This window comes from Parvibaculum sp. (genome assembly GCF_045863935.1).
Taxonomy (GTDB): Bacteria; Pseudomonadota; Alphaproteobacteria; order Parvibaculales; family Parvibaculaceae; genus Parvibaculum.
In genome coordinates this window covers 11719-28040 of the sequence record NZ_BTVP01000021.1, presented here as the reverse complement: position 1 = coordinate 28040, position 16322 = coordinate 11719, and the positions used below count along the sequence as shown (strand labels likewise).

At 65.1% G+C, this 16322-nt stretch carries 18 protein-coding genes; 10 read left to right on the top strand and 8 right to left on the bottom strand.

Going from position 1 to position 16322, the window contains the following annotated elements:
* Positions 1-27: 27 nt before the first annotated feature.
* On the bottom strand, positions 28-528 hold the full coding sequence (locus ACKUUH_RS10425) for a DinB family protein (protein ID WP_407949852.1): 501 nt from the start codon (positions 526-528) through the stop codon (positions 28-30).
* Positions 525-1001, bottom strand: coding sequence for a glutathione peroxidase (locus ACKUUH_RS10420; protein WP_407949851.1), 477 nt, complete (start codon positions 999-1001; stop codon positions 525-527). The genes ACKUUH_RS10425 and ACKUUH_RS10420 overlap by 4 nt, the downstream gene beginning before the upstream one ends.
* A gap of 71 nt (positions 1002-1072) precedes the next feature.
* On the opposite strand from ACKUUH_RS10420, the gene ACKUUH_RS10415 reads away from it, so the two are divergent.
* The 8 genes from ACKUUH_RS10415 (at position 1073) to murI (ending at position 8496) form a co-directional block, all read left to right on the top strand.
* Complete coding sequence (locus tag ACKUUH_RS10415; RefSeq protein ID WP_407949850.1) at positions 1073-2452, top strand: hypothetical protein; 1380 nt, start codon at positions 1073-1075, stop codon at positions 2450-2452.
* A 163-nt stretch (positions 2453-2615) separates the two neighbouring features.
* Positions 2616-3905, top strand: a complete 1290-nt coding sequence (locus tag ACKUUH_RS10410) for an EAL domain-containing protein (RefSeq protein WP_407949849.1) — start codon at positions 2616-2618, stop codon at positions 3903-3905.
* Between the two features lie 86 nt (positions 3906-3991).
* Complete coding sequence (locus ACKUUH_RS10405) at positions 3992-4186, top strand: hypothetical protein (protein WP_407949848.1); 195 nt, start codon at positions 3992-3994, stop codon at positions 4184-4186.
* Positions 4187-4189: 3 nt separating this feature from the next.
* A complete protein-coding gene (locus ACKUUH_RS10400; protein ID WP_407949847.1) occupies positions 4190-4756 on the top strand; it encodes a hypothetical protein in 567 nt (188 codons plus the stop codon).
* A 73-nt stretch (positions 4757-4829) separates the two neighbouring features.
* The gene (gene dapD, locus ACKUUH_RS10395; RefSeq protein WP_407949846.1) at positions 4830-5675 is read left to right on the top strand and encodes a 2,3,4,5-tetrahydropyridine-2,6-dicarboxylate N-succinyltransferase; all 846 of its coding nucleotides are present in this window, start codon (positions 4830-4832) and stop codon (positions 5673-5675) included.
* 207 nt (positions 5676-5882) lie between these two features.
* On the top strand, positions 5883-7067 hold the full coding sequence (dapE, locus tag ACKUUH_RS10390) for a succinyl-diaminopimelate desuccinylase (protein ID WP_407949845.1): 1185 nt from the start codon (positions 5883-5885) through the stop codon (positions 7065-7067).
* A complete protein-coding gene (locus tag ACKUUH_RS10385) occupies positions 7064-7669 on the top strand; it encodes a hypothetical protein (RefSeq protein WP_407949844.1) in 606 nt (201 codons plus the stop codon). Before dapE ends, ACKUUH_RS10385 begins: the two co-directional genes overlap by 4 nt.
* Positions 7666-8496, top strand: a complete 831-nt coding sequence (murI, locus tag ACKUUH_RS10380) for a glutamate racemase (protein ID WP_407949843.1) — start codon at positions 7666-7668, stop codon at positions 8494-8496. The genes ACKUUH_RS10385 and murI overlap by 4 nt, the downstream gene beginning before the upstream one ends.
* A gap of 138 nt (positions 8497-8634) precedes the next feature.
* On the opposite strand, the gene truA is transcribed toward murI, so the two are convergent.
* From truA to def, 3 genes are read right to left on the bottom strand one after another with little or no spacing between them, the layout of a single operon-like run.
* Positions 8635-9375 (bottom strand): tRNA pseudouridine(38-40) synthase TruA, encoded by a 741-nt coding sequence (gene truA, locus ACKUUH_RS10375; protein WP_407949842.1) that lies wholly within the window; start codon positions 9373-9375, stop codon positions 8635-8637.
* Complete coding sequence (gene fmt, locus ACKUUH_RS10370) at positions 9375-10307, bottom strand: methionyl-tRNA formyltransferase (protein WP_407949885.1); 933 nt, start codon at positions 10305-10307, stop codon at positions 9375-9377. The genes truA and fmt overlap by 1 nt, the downstream gene beginning before the upstream one ends.
* Before the next feature lie 5 nt (positions 10308-10312).
* Complete coding sequence (def, locus tag ACKUUH_RS10365; protein ID WP_407949841.1) at positions 10313-10834, bottom strand: peptide deformylase; 522 nt, start codon at positions 10832-10834, stop codon at positions 10313-10315.
* 92 nt (positions 10835-10926) lie between these two features.
* Between def and ACKUUH_RS10360 the strand changes: the two genes are divergently transcribed.
* Positions 10927-12027 carry a DNA recombination protein RmuC gene (locus tag ACKUUH_RS10360; protein ID WP_407949840.1) on the top strand — a complete coding sequence of 367 codons (1101 nt, stop codon included), beginning with the start codon at positions 10927-10929 and terminating at the stop codon, positions 12025-12027.
* A 140-nt stretch (positions 12028-12167) separates the two neighbouring features.
* Positions 12168-13508, top strand: coding sequence for an alanine/glycine:cation symporter family protein (locus ACKUUH_RS10355; RefSeq protein ID WP_407949839.1), 1341 nt, complete (start codon positions 12168-12170; stop codon positions 13506-13508).
* 9 nt (positions 13509-13517) lie between these two features.
* Here ACKUUH_RS10355 and recR read toward each other — a convergent pair whose 3' ends face one another.
* The 3 genes from recR to ACKUUH_RS10340 are packed head-to-tail and all read right to left on the bottom strand — an operon-like array spanning position 13518 to position 16295.
* Positions 13518-14117 (bottom strand): recombination mediator RecR, encoded by a 600-nt coding sequence (gene recR, locus ACKUUH_RS10350; protein ID WP_407949838.1) that lies wholly within the window; start codon positions 14115-14117, stop codon positions 13518-13520.
* Between the two features lie 4 nt (positions 14118-14121).
* Complete coding sequence (locus ACKUUH_RS10345) at positions 14122-14430, bottom strand: YbaB/EbfC family nucleoid-associated protein (protein ID WP_407949884.1); 309 nt, start codon at positions 14428-14430, stop codon at positions 14122-14124.
* Positions 14431-14435: 5 nt separating this feature from the next.
* A complete protein-coding gene (locus ACKUUH_RS10340; RefSeq protein ID WP_407949837.1) occupies positions 14436-16295 on the bottom strand; it encodes a DNA polymerase III subunit gamma/tau in 1860 nt (619 codons plus the stop codon).
* Between the last annotated feature and the right edge of the window lie 27 nt (positions 16296-16322).

Genomic DNA, 16322 nt, shown 5'->3' with positions numbered 1-16322 from the left:
GCACGGCCATGCGGACGACCATGCTGCCTAAGGCGCGGGAAACTGCGTCAGCGGATTGTAGGGCATGTCGGTGTTGCCGTAGTCGACACCCATGTGGGTAAGTTCGGACGTCACCTGCGAGCGGTGATGGGTGGCGTGATTGAAGAGTTGCGACCACCAGAAGCTGCGCGGCATGTGGCGGCCGGAGGGCATGACGATCTCCTCGTCGAACCAGCCGGGCGCGGCGCTTTCGCAGGCAAGCCTGAGCCGCGCATCGAGGCCGATGCGGGCGGCGCGGAGATTTTCGAATTCCGTTTCGACGCGGCGCTTCGGATCGAAGGGGGGCGGCATGACGCCCTGGATGTAACTGAAGAGATGCGTGTCGACCATGAGGATATGATCGAGCGTCGCGGCCATGTCGCCGAAGAACATGCCTCGGTCGCGCGTCAGTTCCTCGCGGGGGAGTGCCGCCAGCACACCGAAGAGCTTTTCGTTCTGCCACTGGTTGTAGCGAGAAAGCTCGATGGCGATGGGCGCGTAGCCGCTCATGCCAGCAGCCTTTCGATCTCGTCCACCAGCGCCTTGTCGAGCGGGCTCACCTTGCTCGGATAGAGGCCCACAAGCTCGCCTTCCGGCCCGATCAGATATTTGTGGAAGTTCCAGCGGGGCCGCGCGTCCTCGCCCGCGACTTGCGACACCCAGAGATAGAAGGGATGGGCTTCGGCGCCGACGACCTGCTGCTTGGCGGTCAGGGGAAAGGTGACCGAATAATTCACCTCGCAGAAGCTTGCGATCTCTTCCTCGGTGCCCGGCTCCTGCGCACCGAAATCGTTCGACGGCACGCCGATAATGGTGAGGCCGCGCTGGCGGTACCGTTCCCAGAGGCCCTGCAGTTCGCGATACTGGGGCGTGAAGCCGCAGCGGCTCGCCGTGTTGACGATGAGGACAGGCTTTCCTGAAAAGCGCGACAGCGGCAGCGCCTCGCCCGTGATGGTACGGAATTCGAATTCCCAGGCCGACATCGGATGGCTCCTCGTCTATGCTGCGGCGCTCACTATAGCATGGGCGCGGCGGACGGCGAGCGGGGGACTTCATGTGCGATACGCTGGTGGCGAGGGGCGGGGCGACGGCGAGCGGCGCGATGCTGTTTGCCAAGAATTCCGACCGGGAGGCGAACGAGGCGCAGTATCCCTTTTTCGCACCCGCCGCGGCGCATGAAGCGGGCGCGTCGCTGCGCTGCACCTATATCAGCATTCCGCAGGCGGCCCGCACCCATGCCGTGCTGCTGTCGCGTCCCTTCTGGATGTGGGGCGCGGAGATGGGGACGAACGAACATGGCGTCACCATCGGCAACGAGGCGGTGCATGCGAAGATCGCGCCGGGGGCGACGCCTTCGCTCATCGGCATGGACTTGTTGCGGCTCGGGCTCGAACGGGGCGCGAGCGCTGAAGAGGCGCTCGACGTCATCACGCGGCTCCTCGGCGAATTCGGACAAGGCGGGAACTGCGCGCATAAGGGCCGCTTCGAATATCACAACTCCTTCATCGTCGCGGACGCGCACGAAGCCTTCGTGCTCGAAACGGTGGGGCGCGAATGGGCGGTGGAGCGGGTCACGCACAAGCGCAGCATTTCGAACGCCTATACGATCGGGTGCGGCTTCGAGCGGCTGAGCCCAGGCGCGGAGGCGCTGGCGCTCGATCATGGCTTGATGAAGCCCGGCGGGACGTTCGACTTCGCGGACAGTTTCGCGAACCGGAAGCGCTCGGCGCTTGCCAGCGGGCACCGGCGCTGGTGCCGGACGACGGAACTGCTGACGGGGCACGGGCGCGCGCTCACGGCGCGCGACATGATGCGGTTCTTGCGCGACCATGGCGCGCAGGCGGCGCGGCAGACGGACTGGCGGCCGGACGGCATTCTCGGCGGCGCGGTTTCGGCGCATGCGAGCTACGGGCCGGTCAGGCGCTTCGGGCAGACGACGGCGTCATGGGTGGCGGAGACCGGCGAAGGGCGGGCGGTCCACTGGCTGACCGCGACTTCGGCGCCCGATACGGGCATCTTCAAGCCGGTGTTTTTCGGGCCGGGATGGGCCAATGGCAAAGAACCAGCGGGGCTGCCGGATTTCGGACCCGCGCCGAGCGACGTGTTCGACGCGCGGACGCGCTGGTGGGGCCATGAAAGGCTGCACCGCGCGGTGCTGCGGAACTATCCCGAGCGGCTTGGCGCCTACCGGCAAGAGCGCGACCGGCTGGAAGCGAGCTTCATCGGCCAGGTGGAGGCCCTGCTGAAGCGCGGCGGGAGCGCGGCGGAGGCAGGCGCGTTGTCGCGGGATATCTGGCGGGAGGCCGATGCCGCCGAGGCGCGCTGGTATGAGCGGGTCCGGAAAATCCCGGAGAACCCGGCCTACCGGCCCTCGGCGCCGATGGCCGCGCATTGGGGGAGTCTCGCCCGGCAGGCGCGGATGCGGGGGTGGTGACACCTGTTTTTGGGCGACGCAGCGGCAAAAGACGGGCTGTCCACGCGGGTTTGGTTAACGGTTTTGCAAGGGCTGGCCCTTACGGTGAAAAACAGATGAATTTCTTCCGGGTCCTCGATGTTCTATTGGGGGAGGGCTCGCGAGCGTTCGGGGAACCCGCGCCATGCCTTTGCCGATCAAGCATCTCGCCGCGACCTTGCTCTATGCAGTGCCGTCGATCGGGCTTGCCTATGGGCTCATCCATTTCTTCGGCTTCGATCCGAAGCTTGCCGCGCTTGGCGGGCTCATTGCCGCGCTGCTCGGCGCGGAGGCGCATGCCGCGATCTCGCGCACCATCGAGCGCAAGGCCGTGCGCAAGGAATTGCAGGAACTGACGAGCCTTGCCGCCGGTCTTTCGCGCGATCTCGACGACGCAGCCGACAAAATCGTCGAACTTGAGGAACGCTTCGAGCGCGAGACGACGGAGCGCATGGAACGCATCTTCTCGGAAATCCGCGTGATCGAAAGCCTCGTGAAGCGGCTGGCCGAGACGCGCGAATTCACCACGGCGATCTCGACGCCCGCCGTGGCGGAGATTGCCGCCCCGGTGGAGACGGAAGCGGTGCTTCCCGCTGCCGATAGCGACGTGCCGCCGCCCAAGCCCGAAAAGCGGCTCGAGCACATGAACGATTCCGAATTGCTGGAGACGATCCGCCGTTCGCTCGAAACGAACCGCGTGGACCTCTACCTGCAGCCGGTGGTGAGCCTGCCGCAGCGCAAGACGCTCTATTATGAAGGCCTGTCGCGGCTGCGCACCGACAAGGGCGAACTCATCATGCCGCGCGACTATATGCGCGTGGCCGAACCCGCCGGCATGATGCCGACGGTCGACAACATCCTGCTCTTCCGCTGCATCCAGGTCGTGCGTAAGCTCGCGCAGCGCAACAGCAAGGTGGGCGTCTTCTGCAACATCTCCGCCTTCTCGCTGCTCGACGAGGACTTCTTCCCGCAGTTCATCGAATACATGCAGCACAATACCGATCTCGCGCAGCACCTCATCTTCGAGTTCAGCCAGATGACGGTGAACGGCGCCGGGCCTGTGGAACGCGCGAGCCTCGAGGCGCTGGCCGCGCTCGGCTTCCGCTTCTCGATGGATCAGGTGACCAATCTGCGCTTCGACGCGGGCTCGCTGCACGACCGCAACTTCCGCTTTGTGAAGGTGTCGGCGACGACCATGCTCGAAGGCACCTATGCGGCGGGCGACATTCACGCCGCCGACCTCAAGGAACTTCTGCGGCGCAACGGCATCCAGCTCATCGTCGACAAGGTCGAGCATGAGCGCGAGGTGGTGGACGTGCTCGACTTCGATGTCGAGCTCGGGCAGGGCTACCTCTTCGGCGAGCCGCGTCCGGTGCGCGAAAGCGTGCTGAAGGACGAGCCGAAGGCGCCGGAACTGCCGCTCGCGGCGGATTGAGGGATCCCCGCCTTTTCAACTGCATGGCGGACATTGCCGTTCGGCCCACAAGGTTATATATCTTACTACCTTGAGTGGAGCCGCCCATGACCAGTTCACGAATTGCCTATTCGACCAAAGAAGAGGTCGACAAGTTCAAAAAAGATGCGAAAAAATTCGCAGATAAGGCGACTGCGAGCCCTACTGTCGCTTTGGCGACCTTGGTCGATCTCGGCATCTATACCAAGTCGGGGCGGCTTACCTCCGCCTACGGAGGGGCTACTAAAAAGAAGAAAAAGTAGCCGTTGCACAAGCTCTCATCTTCTTTTGTCCTTGGCTATCACGGCTGCGACAAAGAGGTCGCGGAAAAGCTGCTGTCTGGAAATGATTTCACCCAAAGCCAGAATGAGTATGACTGGCTCGGGCCGGGGGTTTACTTCTGGGAAGCCAACCCGCAACGCGGTCTCGAATATGCGGCCCTGCTGAAGAGGCTCGGCCGAGGAAAAATCAGGACCCCGGCCGTCGTAGGCGCCGTCATCGACCTCGGGCTGTGCCTCGACCTCACCACATCCACGAGCAATCAACCCCTCATTGACGCGCATCGGGAGCTGAAGGCCATTCATGACAAGGCCGAGCTCACCCTGCCGACGAACAGCGCGGATATGATGCGCCGCGACCTGGACTGCGCCGTCATTCGTACCCTGCACCAAATTCGAGAGAATGCCGGTGAGCCGCCGATCGACACGATCAAGGGCGCATTCATTGAGGGTGAGCCGATTTACCCCGATTCAGGGTTCCGGACCGAAACGCACATCCAGATTTGTGCCCGCACGCCGCAGAGCGTCAAAGGCGTATTCCGGGTGCGGTCATAGGACAGTGGCTCTCGGTTGACAGGGGTGGCCCCCCGGCTATCTTGCCCCGGCAACCAGCCGAGAGAGCGATCCCATGAGCCTTGCCGACCTGAAGCCCGTTATCGAGCGCGCCTTCGAGAACCGCGACCAGATCAACGCCCAGACCAAGGGCGAGGTGCGGGACGCCGTGAACGAGGCGCTCAACGCACTCGACAGCGGCAAGGCGCGGGTCGCGGAGAAATTTCAGGGCACATGGGAAGTGCATCAGTGGCTGAAAATGGCCGTGTTGCTTTCCTTCCGCCTCAACGACATGGGCCTGATCGCGGGCGGCCCCGGCAAGGACACGAACTGGTGGGACAAGGTGCCCTCCAAGTTCGAGGGCTGGGGCGAGGCTGAATTCCGGGCGGGCGGCTTCCGCGCCGTGCCGAACTGCATCGTCCGCCGCTCGGCCTATATCGCGCCGAACGTCGTGCTGATGCCCTCCTTCGTCAATCTCGGCGCCCATGTGGACGAGGGGACGATGGTGGACACATGGGTCACCGTCGGCTCCTGCGCGCAGATCGGGAAGAACTGCCACCTGTCGGGCGGCGTCGGCATTGGCGGCGTGCTCGAACCCCTGCAGGCGAACCCGGTCATCATCGAGGACAATTGCTTCATCGGCGCGCGCTCGGAAGTGGTTGAAGGCGTGATCGTGGGCGAAGGCGCGGTGCTCTCCATGGGCGTCTTCATCTCGGCCTCGACCAAGATCATCGACCGGGCGACGGGCGAGATCCATATCGGCAAGGTGCCGCCCTATTCGGTGGTCGTGCCGGGATCGCTGCCGGGCAAGCCGAACCCGGACGGCGCGCCCTCCCCCAGCCTTTATTGCTGCGTGATCGTGAAAACGGTGGACGCGCAGACCCGCGCCAAGACGGCGATCAACGAGCTGCTGCGGGACTGAAGAAAGCCTCTCCCCCCCCAGAGCCGTCACGGCCCGATTTATTCGGGCCGTCCACGTCTTTGCGCAATCCCGGAAAGAAGCCCGGCAGAAAGAAAGTCGTGGATGGCCCGGACGAGCCGGGCCATGACGAATTTGCAGACGGGCTGCTGTTTTCGGCTCACAAGCCGAATTTGACGCTCCCGCGGGGGCACGGTAGAGCTTTGGCCCATGAACGCGCCCGCCTCACCCGCCTCGCCCTACGATCCGCTTGAGATCGCCAGAGAACTCATCCGCTGTCCGAGCGTGACGCCGGAGGATGCGGGGGCGCTTGCCGTGCTCGAAAAGTGGCTGAAGCCGCTCGGTTTCACCTGCGAGCGGATGCGTTTTTCCGACGACGACACGCCAGACATCGACAATCTCTATGCGCGCTTCGGGACGGGCGCCCCGCATTTCTGCTTCGCCGGGCACACGGATGTCGTGCCGGTGGGCGACGAGGCAGCCTGGACCGCCGACCCCTTCGGCGCGGAAGTGCGGCAGGGCCGGCTCTACGGGCGGGGCGCGGCCGACATGAAGAGCGCGGTGGCGAGCTTCGTGGCGGCGGCGCAGCGGCTGGTGGCGGATGGCTTTCAGGGTTCGATCAGCCTCCTCATCACCGGCGACGAGGAGGGCCCAAGCGTCAATGGCACGGCGAAGATGCTCGAACGGCTCGCAAGCCGGGGCGAGAAGATCGACCATTGCCTTGTCGGCGAGCCGACTTGCGTCGACAAGCTCGGCGACATGGTGAAGGTCGGACGGCGCGGCAGCATCAATGGCTGGCTCACCGTCTACGGCACGCAAGGCCATGTCGCCTATCCGCATCTCGCCGACAATCCGCTGCCGCGGCTGCTCGAAATGCTGCGGCGGCTCGATGCGCAGGTACTGGACGAGGGCACGGATCATTTCCAGCCATCGAACCTCGAAATCACGACAGTCGATGTCGGCAACAAGGCGACGAACGTCATTCCGGGCGTCGCGCGCGCGGTCGTCAACATCCGCTTCAACGACCGGCATACGGGTGCGGGGCTCGATCTCTGGATGCGCAAGGTACTCGACGCGGTGACGCAGGAAATGGGCGGGCGCTACGAGTTCACGACGAAGATTTCGGGCGAAGCCTTCATGACGGAGCCGGGAGATTTCTCCGCGCTCATTGCAGCCGCCATCGAAAAGGTGACGGGTATCACGCCGGAGCTTTCGACCACCGGCGGCACATCGGACGCGCGCTTCATCCGCGCTTACGCCCCCGTCATCGAATTCGGCCTGCCCAATGCGACCATGCACAAGGCGGACGAGAATGCGGGCGTCGACGATATCAGCCGCCTCGCCGATATCTACGAAGCCATATTGCGCGGCTATTTCGCCGGACGGGCCTCTTGAACGCAGCCGACATCACCAACGGGTTGACCGGCGCCTGGCGCCTCGCCATGAGGGATCCTCGCGCGCAGGCGTGCTTCGAGATCAGCACCGACGGCGCGATCAGAAGCTTCACCGCGCTGCTCCTCTCGCTGCCCATCGTCTTCTTCACCGCGACGCTTTCCTGGCGCTTTGCGCGCGAAGCCTTCGACATCGGCGGCGACATTTCCTTCGGCCTCTTCATCACCACCGAGATATTGAGCACCGTTCTCTACTGGGCGCTCTTCCTCGCGGCGATGGCGCGCATCGCGCGGGCGCTGAAGCTGCAATCTTCCTATACGGCCTATCTCATCACCTATAACTGGGGCACGCTGTTCACGACCATCGTCTTCGCGCTGCCGCTCGTTCCGCATGCGCTCGGTCTCTATCCGGCGAGCACGGGCTTCCTGCTCGCGGTGCCGACGCTGGCGCTGCTTGCCTGGTATCGCTGGCTGATCGCGCGCGAGGTGCTGGGCGCGGAGACGGGCCCCGCCATCGCGATCGTCATTTTCGAGATCGTTCTCAGCCTTTCCGTCGATCAGGTGCTCGGCATGCTTCTGATGCCCGGCGCGGGAGTTTCAGCATGAGCGGCAAAAGCGACAGGCCCATCGGCGTCTTCGACAGCGGCATCGGCGGCATCACGGTGCTGAAGGCGCTGCGCGCGGCACTGCCGCATGAAGACCTCGTTTATCTGGGCGACACGGCGCGCCTTCCCTATGGCACCAAGAGCCCGGAAACGGTGACCGCCTATGCGACGCAGGCGACGAAGCATCTGCTCGGCCATGATGTGAAGATGGTGGTGATCGCCTGCAACACGGCGTCGGCCGTCGCGCTCGGGCCGCTCACGGAGGCGCTGGCGCCCATCCCCGTGATCGGGGTGATCGAGCCCGGCGCGAAGGCGGGCGTGAAGGCGACGAAGACGGGCCGCATCGGCGTCCTTGCGACGGAAGCGACCGTGAAGGGCGGCGCCTATGCGCGCGCCATTCATGCGCTGAGGCCGGACGCGGAAATCGTGCAGGCGCCCTGCGGATTGTTCGTCACCCTTGCGGAAGAAGGCTGGACGAAAGGCGAGGTCGCGGAAGCGGCGGCGAAGCGCTATCTCGCGCCGCTCTTCAAGGGACGCAACGCCCCCGACACGCTTGTGCTGGGCTGCACGCATTTCCCCGTGCTCGCGCGCATCATCGGGAAGGTCGCGGGCAAGGGCGTGAAGCTCGTCGACTCGGCGGCGACGACCGCAAAGGCGGTGGAAGAAGCGCTTCGCGATCAAGGCCTCGCGACCAAGCGGCGGCGCAAGGGAAAGACGCGCTTCCTCGCCACCGACAGCACGGAACGCTTCGCGCGCGTCGGCGGCATCTTCTTCGGCGAGGCGATCCGTGCAAAGGACGTCGAGCTTGTGGATATCAAGCCGGATTGAGGTTTCCAGAACCAAAAAATAGTGTCATGCCCGGACTTGATCCGGGCATCCAAGGGCCGCTTGCCCGGTGCCTGCTTCCCTGGATTGCCGGGTCAAGCCCGGCAATGACATTTTTTTGGAGACAGACGGAAGAACCCGTCACTCATAATCCACTTGCAGAAGATAAAGCCCGTCCGGCGGGGCGACGGGGCCGCAGGCGGCGCGGTCTTTTGCGGCGAGCGCCTTTTCGACGTCGCGGCGCGTCCACTTGCCCTCGCCCACCATCTTCAGCGTGCCAACGAAGGAGCGCACCTGATTGTGCAGGAAGCTCCGTGCACGGCAGATCACTTCGATCTCGTCGGCATAGCGCGACACGGAAATTTCATCGACCGTCTTCACCGGCGATTTCGCCTGGCACTGGACGGAACGGAAAGTCGTGAAATCGTGGCGGCCGACCAGCGCCTGCGCCGCATTGTGCATCGCATCCGCATCGAGCGGCTTGTGCACGAGCCAGGCCTGACCGCGGTCGAGCGTCAGCGGCGCGCGGCGATTGACGATCCGGTACATGTAGTGGCGTTTCACGGCGGAGAAGCGCGCCTCGAATGTATCCGGCACCGCTTCCACCTCGACAATCGCGACGGGATGGGGACGCATATGCGCGTTCACGGCATCGCGCAGCGTGTCGCAGGCGACGTCGCGCGCGAGGTCCACATGCGCGACCTGTCCCAGCGCGTGAACGCCGGCATCGGTGCGGCCCGCGCCGTTCACCTTCACATTCTCTCCGCAGAAGCCCTTGAAGCCCGCTTCGAGAACATGCTGCACGGAAAGGCCGTTCGTCTGCGCCTGCCAGCCGACAAAGGGCGAGCCGTCATATTCGATGGTGAGCTTGTAGCGCGGCATCAGGCGAGAACCTCGCCGGCGGCGAGCGGAAAGCCGCGCAGGAAATCGCGCGCTGCCATGGGCGACTTGCCTGCGCGCTGAAGTTCCGCGATCTCCAATGCGCCCTCGCCGCAGGCAACGACGATGTGTTCGCCGGCTTCGAGGATCGTGCCGGGCTTGGCGGATTTTGCGACGGGCTTCGCGCGCAGCACCTTGATGCGCGTTTTCTCCTTGCCCTCGCCGACTTCGAAATAAGCACCGGGAAAAGGCGTGAGGCCACGGATGATGCAATCGAGTTCGCTTGCGGGGCGCGTCCAGTCGATGCGGGCCTCCGCCTTGTCGATCTTCTTCGCGTAGGTGACGCCTGTCTCCGGTTGCGGCGTCGGCTCAAGGCCCCCACGCGACAGGGCGGCGAGCGCGCGGACCATGAGCGAGGCGCCGATCTGCGACAGGCGGTCGTGAAGACTTCCCGCGGTTTCGCGCGGCGCGATCGCGACGCGCTCGGCAAGAAGCACGGGCCCTGTGTCCAGCCCCTCTTCCATCTGCATCACCATGACGCCGGTCTCGCGGTCTCCGGCCATGATGGCGCGCTGGATGGGCGCGGCGCCGCGCCAGCGCGGCAGCAGCGAGGCATGAAGATTGAGGCAGCCGAGACGCGGCGCATCGAGCACCGGCTTCGGCAGGAGCAGCCCATAGGCGACGACAACCGCGACATCGAGATCGAGCGCGGCGAAGGCCTGCTGCTCGGCCTCGCCTTTCAGCGAAACGGGCGTGAAGACGGGAATGCCGTGTTCCCCGGCAAAGCGGTGCACGGGCGAGGGCTGCTCGGCCATGCCGCGCCCTGCCTTGCGGGGCGGCTGCGACCAGACGGCGACCACCTCGTGACCGGCGGCGAGGATTTCGGCGAGAACGGGAACGGCGAAGTCCGGCGTTCCCATGAAGGCGAGCCGCAAGGTGCTCAAGCCGGTTCCTTCTGGAGTTTCTTCTGCTTCACGAGCTTCTTCAGCATCATCTCGCGCTTCACGCGCGAGAGGTGATCGATGAAGAGAATACCCTTCAGGTGGTCCATCTCGTGCTGGAGGCAGGTGGCGAGCATGTCGTCGCAATCCTCCTCGCGGATCTCGCCCTGATAGTCGAGATAGCGGATACGGCAACGGGCCGGGCGCTCGACCTCCTCGTAGAAGTCCGGCACGGAGAGGCAGCCCTCCTCATAGACGGAGGTATCGTCCGAGGACCAGAGGATTTCCGGATTGATGAAATAGCGGGGCTGCGGCTCCTCGCCCTCGCGGGCCAGGTCCATGACGATGACCTGTTTCGGCACGCCGACCTGGATGGCGGCAAGGCCGATGCCGGGCGCGTCGTACATGGTCTCCAGCATATCGTCCATGAGCGCGCGCAACTCGTCGTCCACCCGGTCGACGGGCGTCGAGAGCTGCTTCAGCCGGGGGTCCGGCGCGGTGATGATTTCGCGGATCGCCATGGGCTTTCAGATAAGCCGGGGCGCGCACGGGGTCAAGCCGGGCGCGGGAAGCGGAGGGAATCGGCTATAGTCCGGGGCCATGGGAGAGAAAAATGAGTGAAACCCTCGTCATTGCGGCCGTGGCGCTGGCCGCGGCGGCCATCGGCGCGCTTGTGGTCCTGTTGCTGCGCGGGCGGGGAAACGCGCCCGATCCGCAGGTGAGCGAGCTTGCCCGCCAGCAGACGGAACTCATGGGCCGGATTGCCGCCATGGCGGAAGCCCAGCAGCAAACGCGGGTGGAGCTGACGCAGACGCTGCATGAACGGCTTGAGACCGTCAGCCAGCGGATGGGGCAGAGCCTCGAGGCGAGCGCGCAGAAGACGGCCGAAACGCTCGGCACGCTGACGACGCGGCTCAGCGTGATCGACGAAGCGCAGAAGAACATCACCCAGCTTTCGGGTCAGGTCGTCGGACTGCAGGACATTCTCGCGAACCGGCAGGCGCGCGGCGCCTTCGGCGAGGTGCAGCTCCAGGACATCGTGACGAATGCGCTGCCCCCCTCGGCTTACGCCTTCCAGGCGACGCTCGGCAATGGCAAGCGCGCCGACTGCCTGATCCACCTGCCCAATCCTCCGGGCTCCATCGTGATCGATGCGAAATTCGCGCTCGATGCCTATCACGCGCTTCGCAACGCCAGGGACGAGGCGGAGCGGGCCGTCGCCGCGCGGCAGTTCCGCACCGACATCGCCAAACATGTCGCCGACATCGCGGAGCGCTATATCGTGCCCGGCGAAACAGCTGAATCGGCATTGATGTTCATGCCATCGGAAGCGGTCTATGCCGAACTCCATGCGAATTTCGGCGACGTCGTGACGAAATCGTACCAGGCACGCGTGTGGATCGTCTCCCCGACGACGCTGATGGCGACGCTCAACACGGTGCGCGCGGTGCTGAAGGACGTCGAGATGCGCAAGCAGGCGGGCGTCATCCAGAAATATGTCGGCCTGCTGATGGAGGATGTCGGACGCCTATCCGAACGTGTCGCAGGTCTTGAGAGGCATTTTGAGTTGGCCGAGAAGGACATTCGTCAAATCAGGACGTCAACCGACTCAATTTCCCGGCGAGGCGAAAAAATTCAAGAAGTCGAGGTTGGCGATGGCGACACCGATGCGCTCGCCCCGGCCGCCGCCAAGCGCGATCTGCTGACCAGCTGATTTCACGGCCGCGCCGCGCATAATTCGCCAAAAAAGCGGTCGCCGCCCGCGCTTTCTTTGCTAGGCTCCCACGAGGCAGGGAATATCGGCGGCGCGGGGCGCGCATGCCGGACCGGGCGACATCCGACGGGGGGCACGGCATGCAGGCGATTCACGATTTCGTGGACATGGTGGACGGATATCTCTGGGGCCCGTGGATGCTCGGCGCGCTTGCGCTGACCGGCGTGTTCCTCACCATCGGCCTGCGCTTCATTCCCTGGCGGAAACTCCCCGAAGCCTTCAAGCTCGCCGTCCAACCCTCGAAGGGCGAAGGCGACATATCGCCCTTCCAGGCGCTGATGACCGCGCTCGCCGCCACCGTCGGCACCGGCAACATCGCGGGCGTCGCGACCGCGATTTATTTCGGCGGGCCGGGCGCGCTCTTCTATATGTGGGTGATCGCACTTGTCGGCATGGCGACGAAATATTCCGAAGCCGTCTGCGCCATCGCCTGGCGCGAGGTCGACGAACTCGGCAATCACGTCGGCGGGCCGATGTACTACATCAAGAACGGCGTCGGCGCGAAGTTCCCGAAACTGGCGCTGGTGCTTGCGCCGGCTTTCGCTATCTTCACCGCCTTCGCGGGCTTCGGCATCGGCAACGGCGTGCAGGCGAACTCGGTTGCACTCGCCCTCCATGACAATTTCGCCGTTCCCGTCGAGATCACCGGACTTGTGCTGATGGTCGTTGTCGGCCTCGTGCTCATCGGCGGCATCCGTCGCATCGCCGATGTGGCCAGCATGCTCGTGCCCTCGATGATCGTGCTCTATATGGGCACGGGTCTCATCATCCTCGCGATAAATTACGCGGCCATTCCCGGCGCGATTGCTCTCGTCTTCGAGTCCGCGTTCAATCCCGTCGCCGCGGAAGGCGGCTTTCTCGGCGCGACGGTCATGCTTGCGATCCGCTGGGGCTTCGCGCGCGGTATCTTCTCGAACGAGGCGGGCCTCGGCAGCGCCGCCATCGCGCATGCGGCGGCGAAGACCGACGATCCGATCCAGCAGGGCCTTGTCGGCATGCTCGGCACCTTCATCGACACGATCATCGTCTGCACGGTGACAGGCCTCGTCATCATCACGTCGGGCGTCTGGACGAGCGGTGCCAATGGCGCTGTCATGACGAGCGCGGCCTTCGAGGCCGGCATTCCCTATGGCGGCTTGATCGTCGCCGTGTCGCTTGCGCTGTTCGCCTTCACGACGCTGCTCGGCTGGAGCTATTACGGCGAACGGGCGGTCGAGTTCCTGTTCGGCATCAAGGCAATCGTGCCCTATCGCATCGTCTGGGTGCTGGCGGTGCCGGTCGGCGCGATCACCAGCCTCGATTTCATCTGGCTGCTCGCGGATGCGCTGAACGCGATGATGGCGATCCCGAACCTGATCGCGCTTCTCATCCTCTCGCCCGCGATCTTCGCGATGACGCGGAACTACTGGGCGAAGAGCTAGGCGGCTCTTTTAAAAAGGCCGGCGGGACTTCATGGCCGCGGCCAGCGTGCCGTCGTCCAGATAATCGAGTTCGCCGCCCACCGGCACACCATGCGCGAGCCGTGTGACGGCGATGCCGAGGCCGGAGATGCGGTCGGTGATGTAATGCGCGGTCGTCTGGCCGTCGACCGTCGCGTTCATCGCGAGCACGATCTCGTTCACCTCGCCGCCCGAGAGCCGCTCGACCAGCTTGCCGATATTGAGGTCGTCGGGGCCGACGCCGTCGAGCGCGGAGAGCACGCCGCCCAGCACGTGATAGCGGCCCTTGTGCGCGCCGGCGCGTTCGAGCGCCCAGAGGTCGCCCACTTCCTCGACAATGCAGAGCACATGCGGGTCGCGCGCCGTGTCCGTGCAGATGGCGCAGGGGTCCTGCGTGTCGACATTGCCGCAGGTCGAACAGATGCGCGCCTTCGCCGCCGCTTCCGCCATCGCCTGCGCGAGCGGCATCAGCAGCGTTTCCTTCTTCTTGATGAGTTGAAGCACGGCGCGGCGCGCGGAGCGGGGGCCAAGGCCGGGCAGCTTCGCGAGGAGCCCGATCAGGCGCTCGATCTCGGGACCGGTGACGGCCATGTCCTCAGAGCCCGAGGCCCGGCGGGAGAGCCAGACCGCCGGTGACGGATTTCATCTTTTCGGCGGCGAGCGCTTCGGCCTTCGCCTTGGCGTCGGCCGACGCGGCGACGATCAGGTCTTCGAGCACTTCGCGCTCGTTTTCCTTCATGAGGGAGGGATCGATCGAGACCTTCTTCACCTCGCCCTTGCCCGACATGACGACGGCAACGAGGCCGCCGCCCGCACGGCCTTCGACCTCGGCCGTTTCGAGTTCGGCCTGCAGGCTCTGCATGCGCGATTGAAGCTGCTGCGCCTGCTTCATGATGTCGAACATATTCTTCACGCGTCGAACTCCCTGCTGTCGTAATCGGCGGCCATCGCGTCCGGGTCGATGCCGGGATCGTCCGGGTCGGCGGGCATGACCTCTTCGCCCGCGGGCAGGACGAGATCGGGCGAGCGCACATCGACGATCTCGGCGCCGGGGAAAACGGTAAGCGCCGCCTTCACCAGCGGATCGGCGCGGGCTTCTTCCTTCGCGGCTTCCTCGCGCGTCTGCGCCTGTTCGCGCAGCGTCGGCGCGGGCGCGCCCGTGGCGCGAGCGACGGAAACGAACCAGCGCTGGCCCGTTGCCTTCGACAAGGCGTCGGAAAGTTCGTTCGCCACCGTGTTCGGCGTGCCTTCGAGCGGACTGATCTCGATGCGGCCCGTCTCGAAGCTCACGACGCGCACGCCCGCTTCAAGAATGCCCTTGAGCTTGACCTCGCGGCGCTCGGCAAGAAGTTTCAGCACATCCTCTATGCTCGACAGCATGAGGACGGGCGCGGCCTGCACGGGCGAAGGGCGCGGCTCGGAGCGCAGCGACGACACGGAGCGCAATTGCGCGCGCGGTCCGTCGGGCGAAGGCGCGGAAGCCCGCGATGGCGCGGGCGCCGAACCGCCGCCGCCCTTCATCTGCTCGACCAGTTCCTCCGGGCTCGGTCCGTCCGCGACATAGGCGAGACGCACCATGACCATCTCGGCGGCGGCGATCGGCCGGGCCGCACCCTGCACTTCCGCGAGACCCTTCAAGAGCATGGTCCAGGTGCGCGAGAGCACGCGGATCGGCAGGTTCTTCGCCATCTCGCTGCCGCGCTGGCGCTCCGTCTCCGACATGGCGACATCCTCGCTCGCGCCCTCGACGAGCTTCAGGCGCGTCAGCCAATGCGTGAGGTCGGCGAGATCGGAAAGCACGACGGCGGGATCGGCGCCGACATCGTATTGCGCGCGCAGTTCCGTCAGGGCCGCCGCGATATCGCCCTTCATCAGGAGATCGAAGAGATCGAAGATGCGGGCGCGGTCGGCAAGGCCCAGCATGTCGCGCACATCCGCCTCGCGGACGGAGCCTTCGGCATGGGCGATGGCGCGGTCGAGCAGCGAGAGCCCGTCGCGTGCCGAGCCGTCCGCCGCGCGGGCGATGAGCCGAAGCGCGTTATCCTCCGCCTCGACATTTTCCTTTCCGGCGACGCTGCCGAGCAGGCCCGAAAGTTCTTCGACCGAGAGGCGGCGCAAATCGAAACGCTGGCAGCGCGACAGCACGGTCACCGGGACTTTGCGGATTTCCGTCGTCGCGAAGATGAATTTCACATGCGCCGGCGGCTCTTCCAGAGTCTTCAGCAGGCCATTGAAAGCCTGCTTGGAAAGCATGTGCACTTCGTCGATGATGTAGACCTTGTAGCGCGCCGAAACCGGCAGGTAGCGCACGCTGTCGATGATCTCGCGAATGTCGTCGATGCCGGTGCGCGAGGCGGCGTCCATTTCCATCACGTCAACGTGGCGCGATTCCATGATCGCCTCGCAATGCACGCCAAGCCCGTCCATATGGATGGTCGGGCCGTCGACACCGGGCTTCTCGTAGTTCAAGGCACGGGCGAGAATGCGCGCCGTGGTCGTCTTGCCGACGCCGCGCACGCCGGTCAGCATGAAGGCATGGGCGACGCGGTTCGTCTCGAAGGCGTTCTTGAGGGTGCGGACCATCGCCTCCTGCCCGACCAGGTCCTCGAAGACGCGGGGGCGGTATTTGCGGGCGAGCACCTGATAACCGGCTTCGGGTGCGCGCGCGGGCGCGGGGCCGCCGCCAAGGTCGAAGCCCGGCTCCGTCGCCGGATCGGGCACATGGGGCGCCTCTTCTTCGAGAGCGGGATTTTCCACGCTGTCGGTCATGGAAATCGCGCGCTCCTCTTCGGCTTG

Bases quoted from the DNA above. Each gene is read 5' to 3' on its own strand.
- ACKUUH_RS10360 (WP_407949840.1), top strand. From the start codon at position 10,927: ATGAGTGAAACCCTCGTCATTGCGGCCGTGGCGCTGGCCGCGGCGGCC.
- def (WP_407949841.1), bottom strand. From the start codon at position 10,834: ATGGCGATCCGCGAAATCATCACCGCGCCGGACCCCCGGCTGAAGCAG.
- ACKUUH_RS10420 (WP_407949851.1), bottom strand. From the start codon at position 1,001: ATGTCGGCCTGGGAATTCGAATTCCGTACCATCACGGGCGAGGCGCTG.
- dapE (WP_407949845.1), top strand. From the start codon at position 5,883: ATGAACGCGCCCGCCTCACCCGCCTCGCCCTACGATCCGCTTGAGATC.
- murI (WP_407949843.1), top strand. From the start codon at position 7,666: ATGAGCGGCAAAAGCGACAGGCCCATCGGCGTCTTCGACAGCGGCATC.
- ACKUUH_RS10355 (WP_407949839.1), top strand. From the start codon at position 12,168: ATGCAGGCGATTCACGATTTCGTGGACATGGTGGACGGATATCTCTGG.
- ACKUUH_RS10340 (WP_407949837.1), bottom strand. From the start codon at position 16,295: ATGACCGACAGCGTGGAAAATCCCGCTCTCGAAGAAGAGGCGCCCCAT.
- truA (WP_407949842.1), bottom strand. From the start codon at position 9,375: ATGCCGCGCTACAAGCTCACCATCGAATATGACGGCTCGCCCTTTGTC.
- ACKUUH_RS10415 (WP_407949850.1), top strand. From the start codon at position 1,073: ATGTGCGATACGCTGGTGGCGAGGGGCGGGGCGACGGCGAGCGGCGCG.
- ACKUUH_RS10405 (WP_407949848.1), top strand. From the start codon at position 3,992: ATGACCAGTTCACGAATTGCCTATTCGACCAAAGAAGAGGTCGACAAG.
- dapD (WP_407949846.1), top strand. From the start codon at position 4,830: ATGAGCCTTGCCGACCTGAAGCCCGTTATCGAGCGCGCCTTCGAGAAC.
- ACKUUH_RS10410 (WP_407949849.1), top strand. From the start codon at position 2,616: ATGCCTTTGCCGATCAAGCATCTCGCCGCGACCTTGCTCTATGCAGTG.
- recR (WP_407949838.1), bottom strand. From the start codon at position 14,117: ATGGCCGTCACCGGTCCCGAGATCGAGCGCCTGATCGGGCTCCTCGCG.
- ACKUUH_RS10345 (WP_407949884.1), bottom strand. From the start codon at position 14,430: ATGTTCGACATCATGAAGCAGGCGCAGCAGCTTCAATCGCGCATGCAG.
- ACKUUH_RS10425 (WP_407949852.1), bottom strand. From the start codon at position 528: ATGAGCGGCTACGCGCCCATCGCCATCGAGCTTTCTCGCTACAACCAG.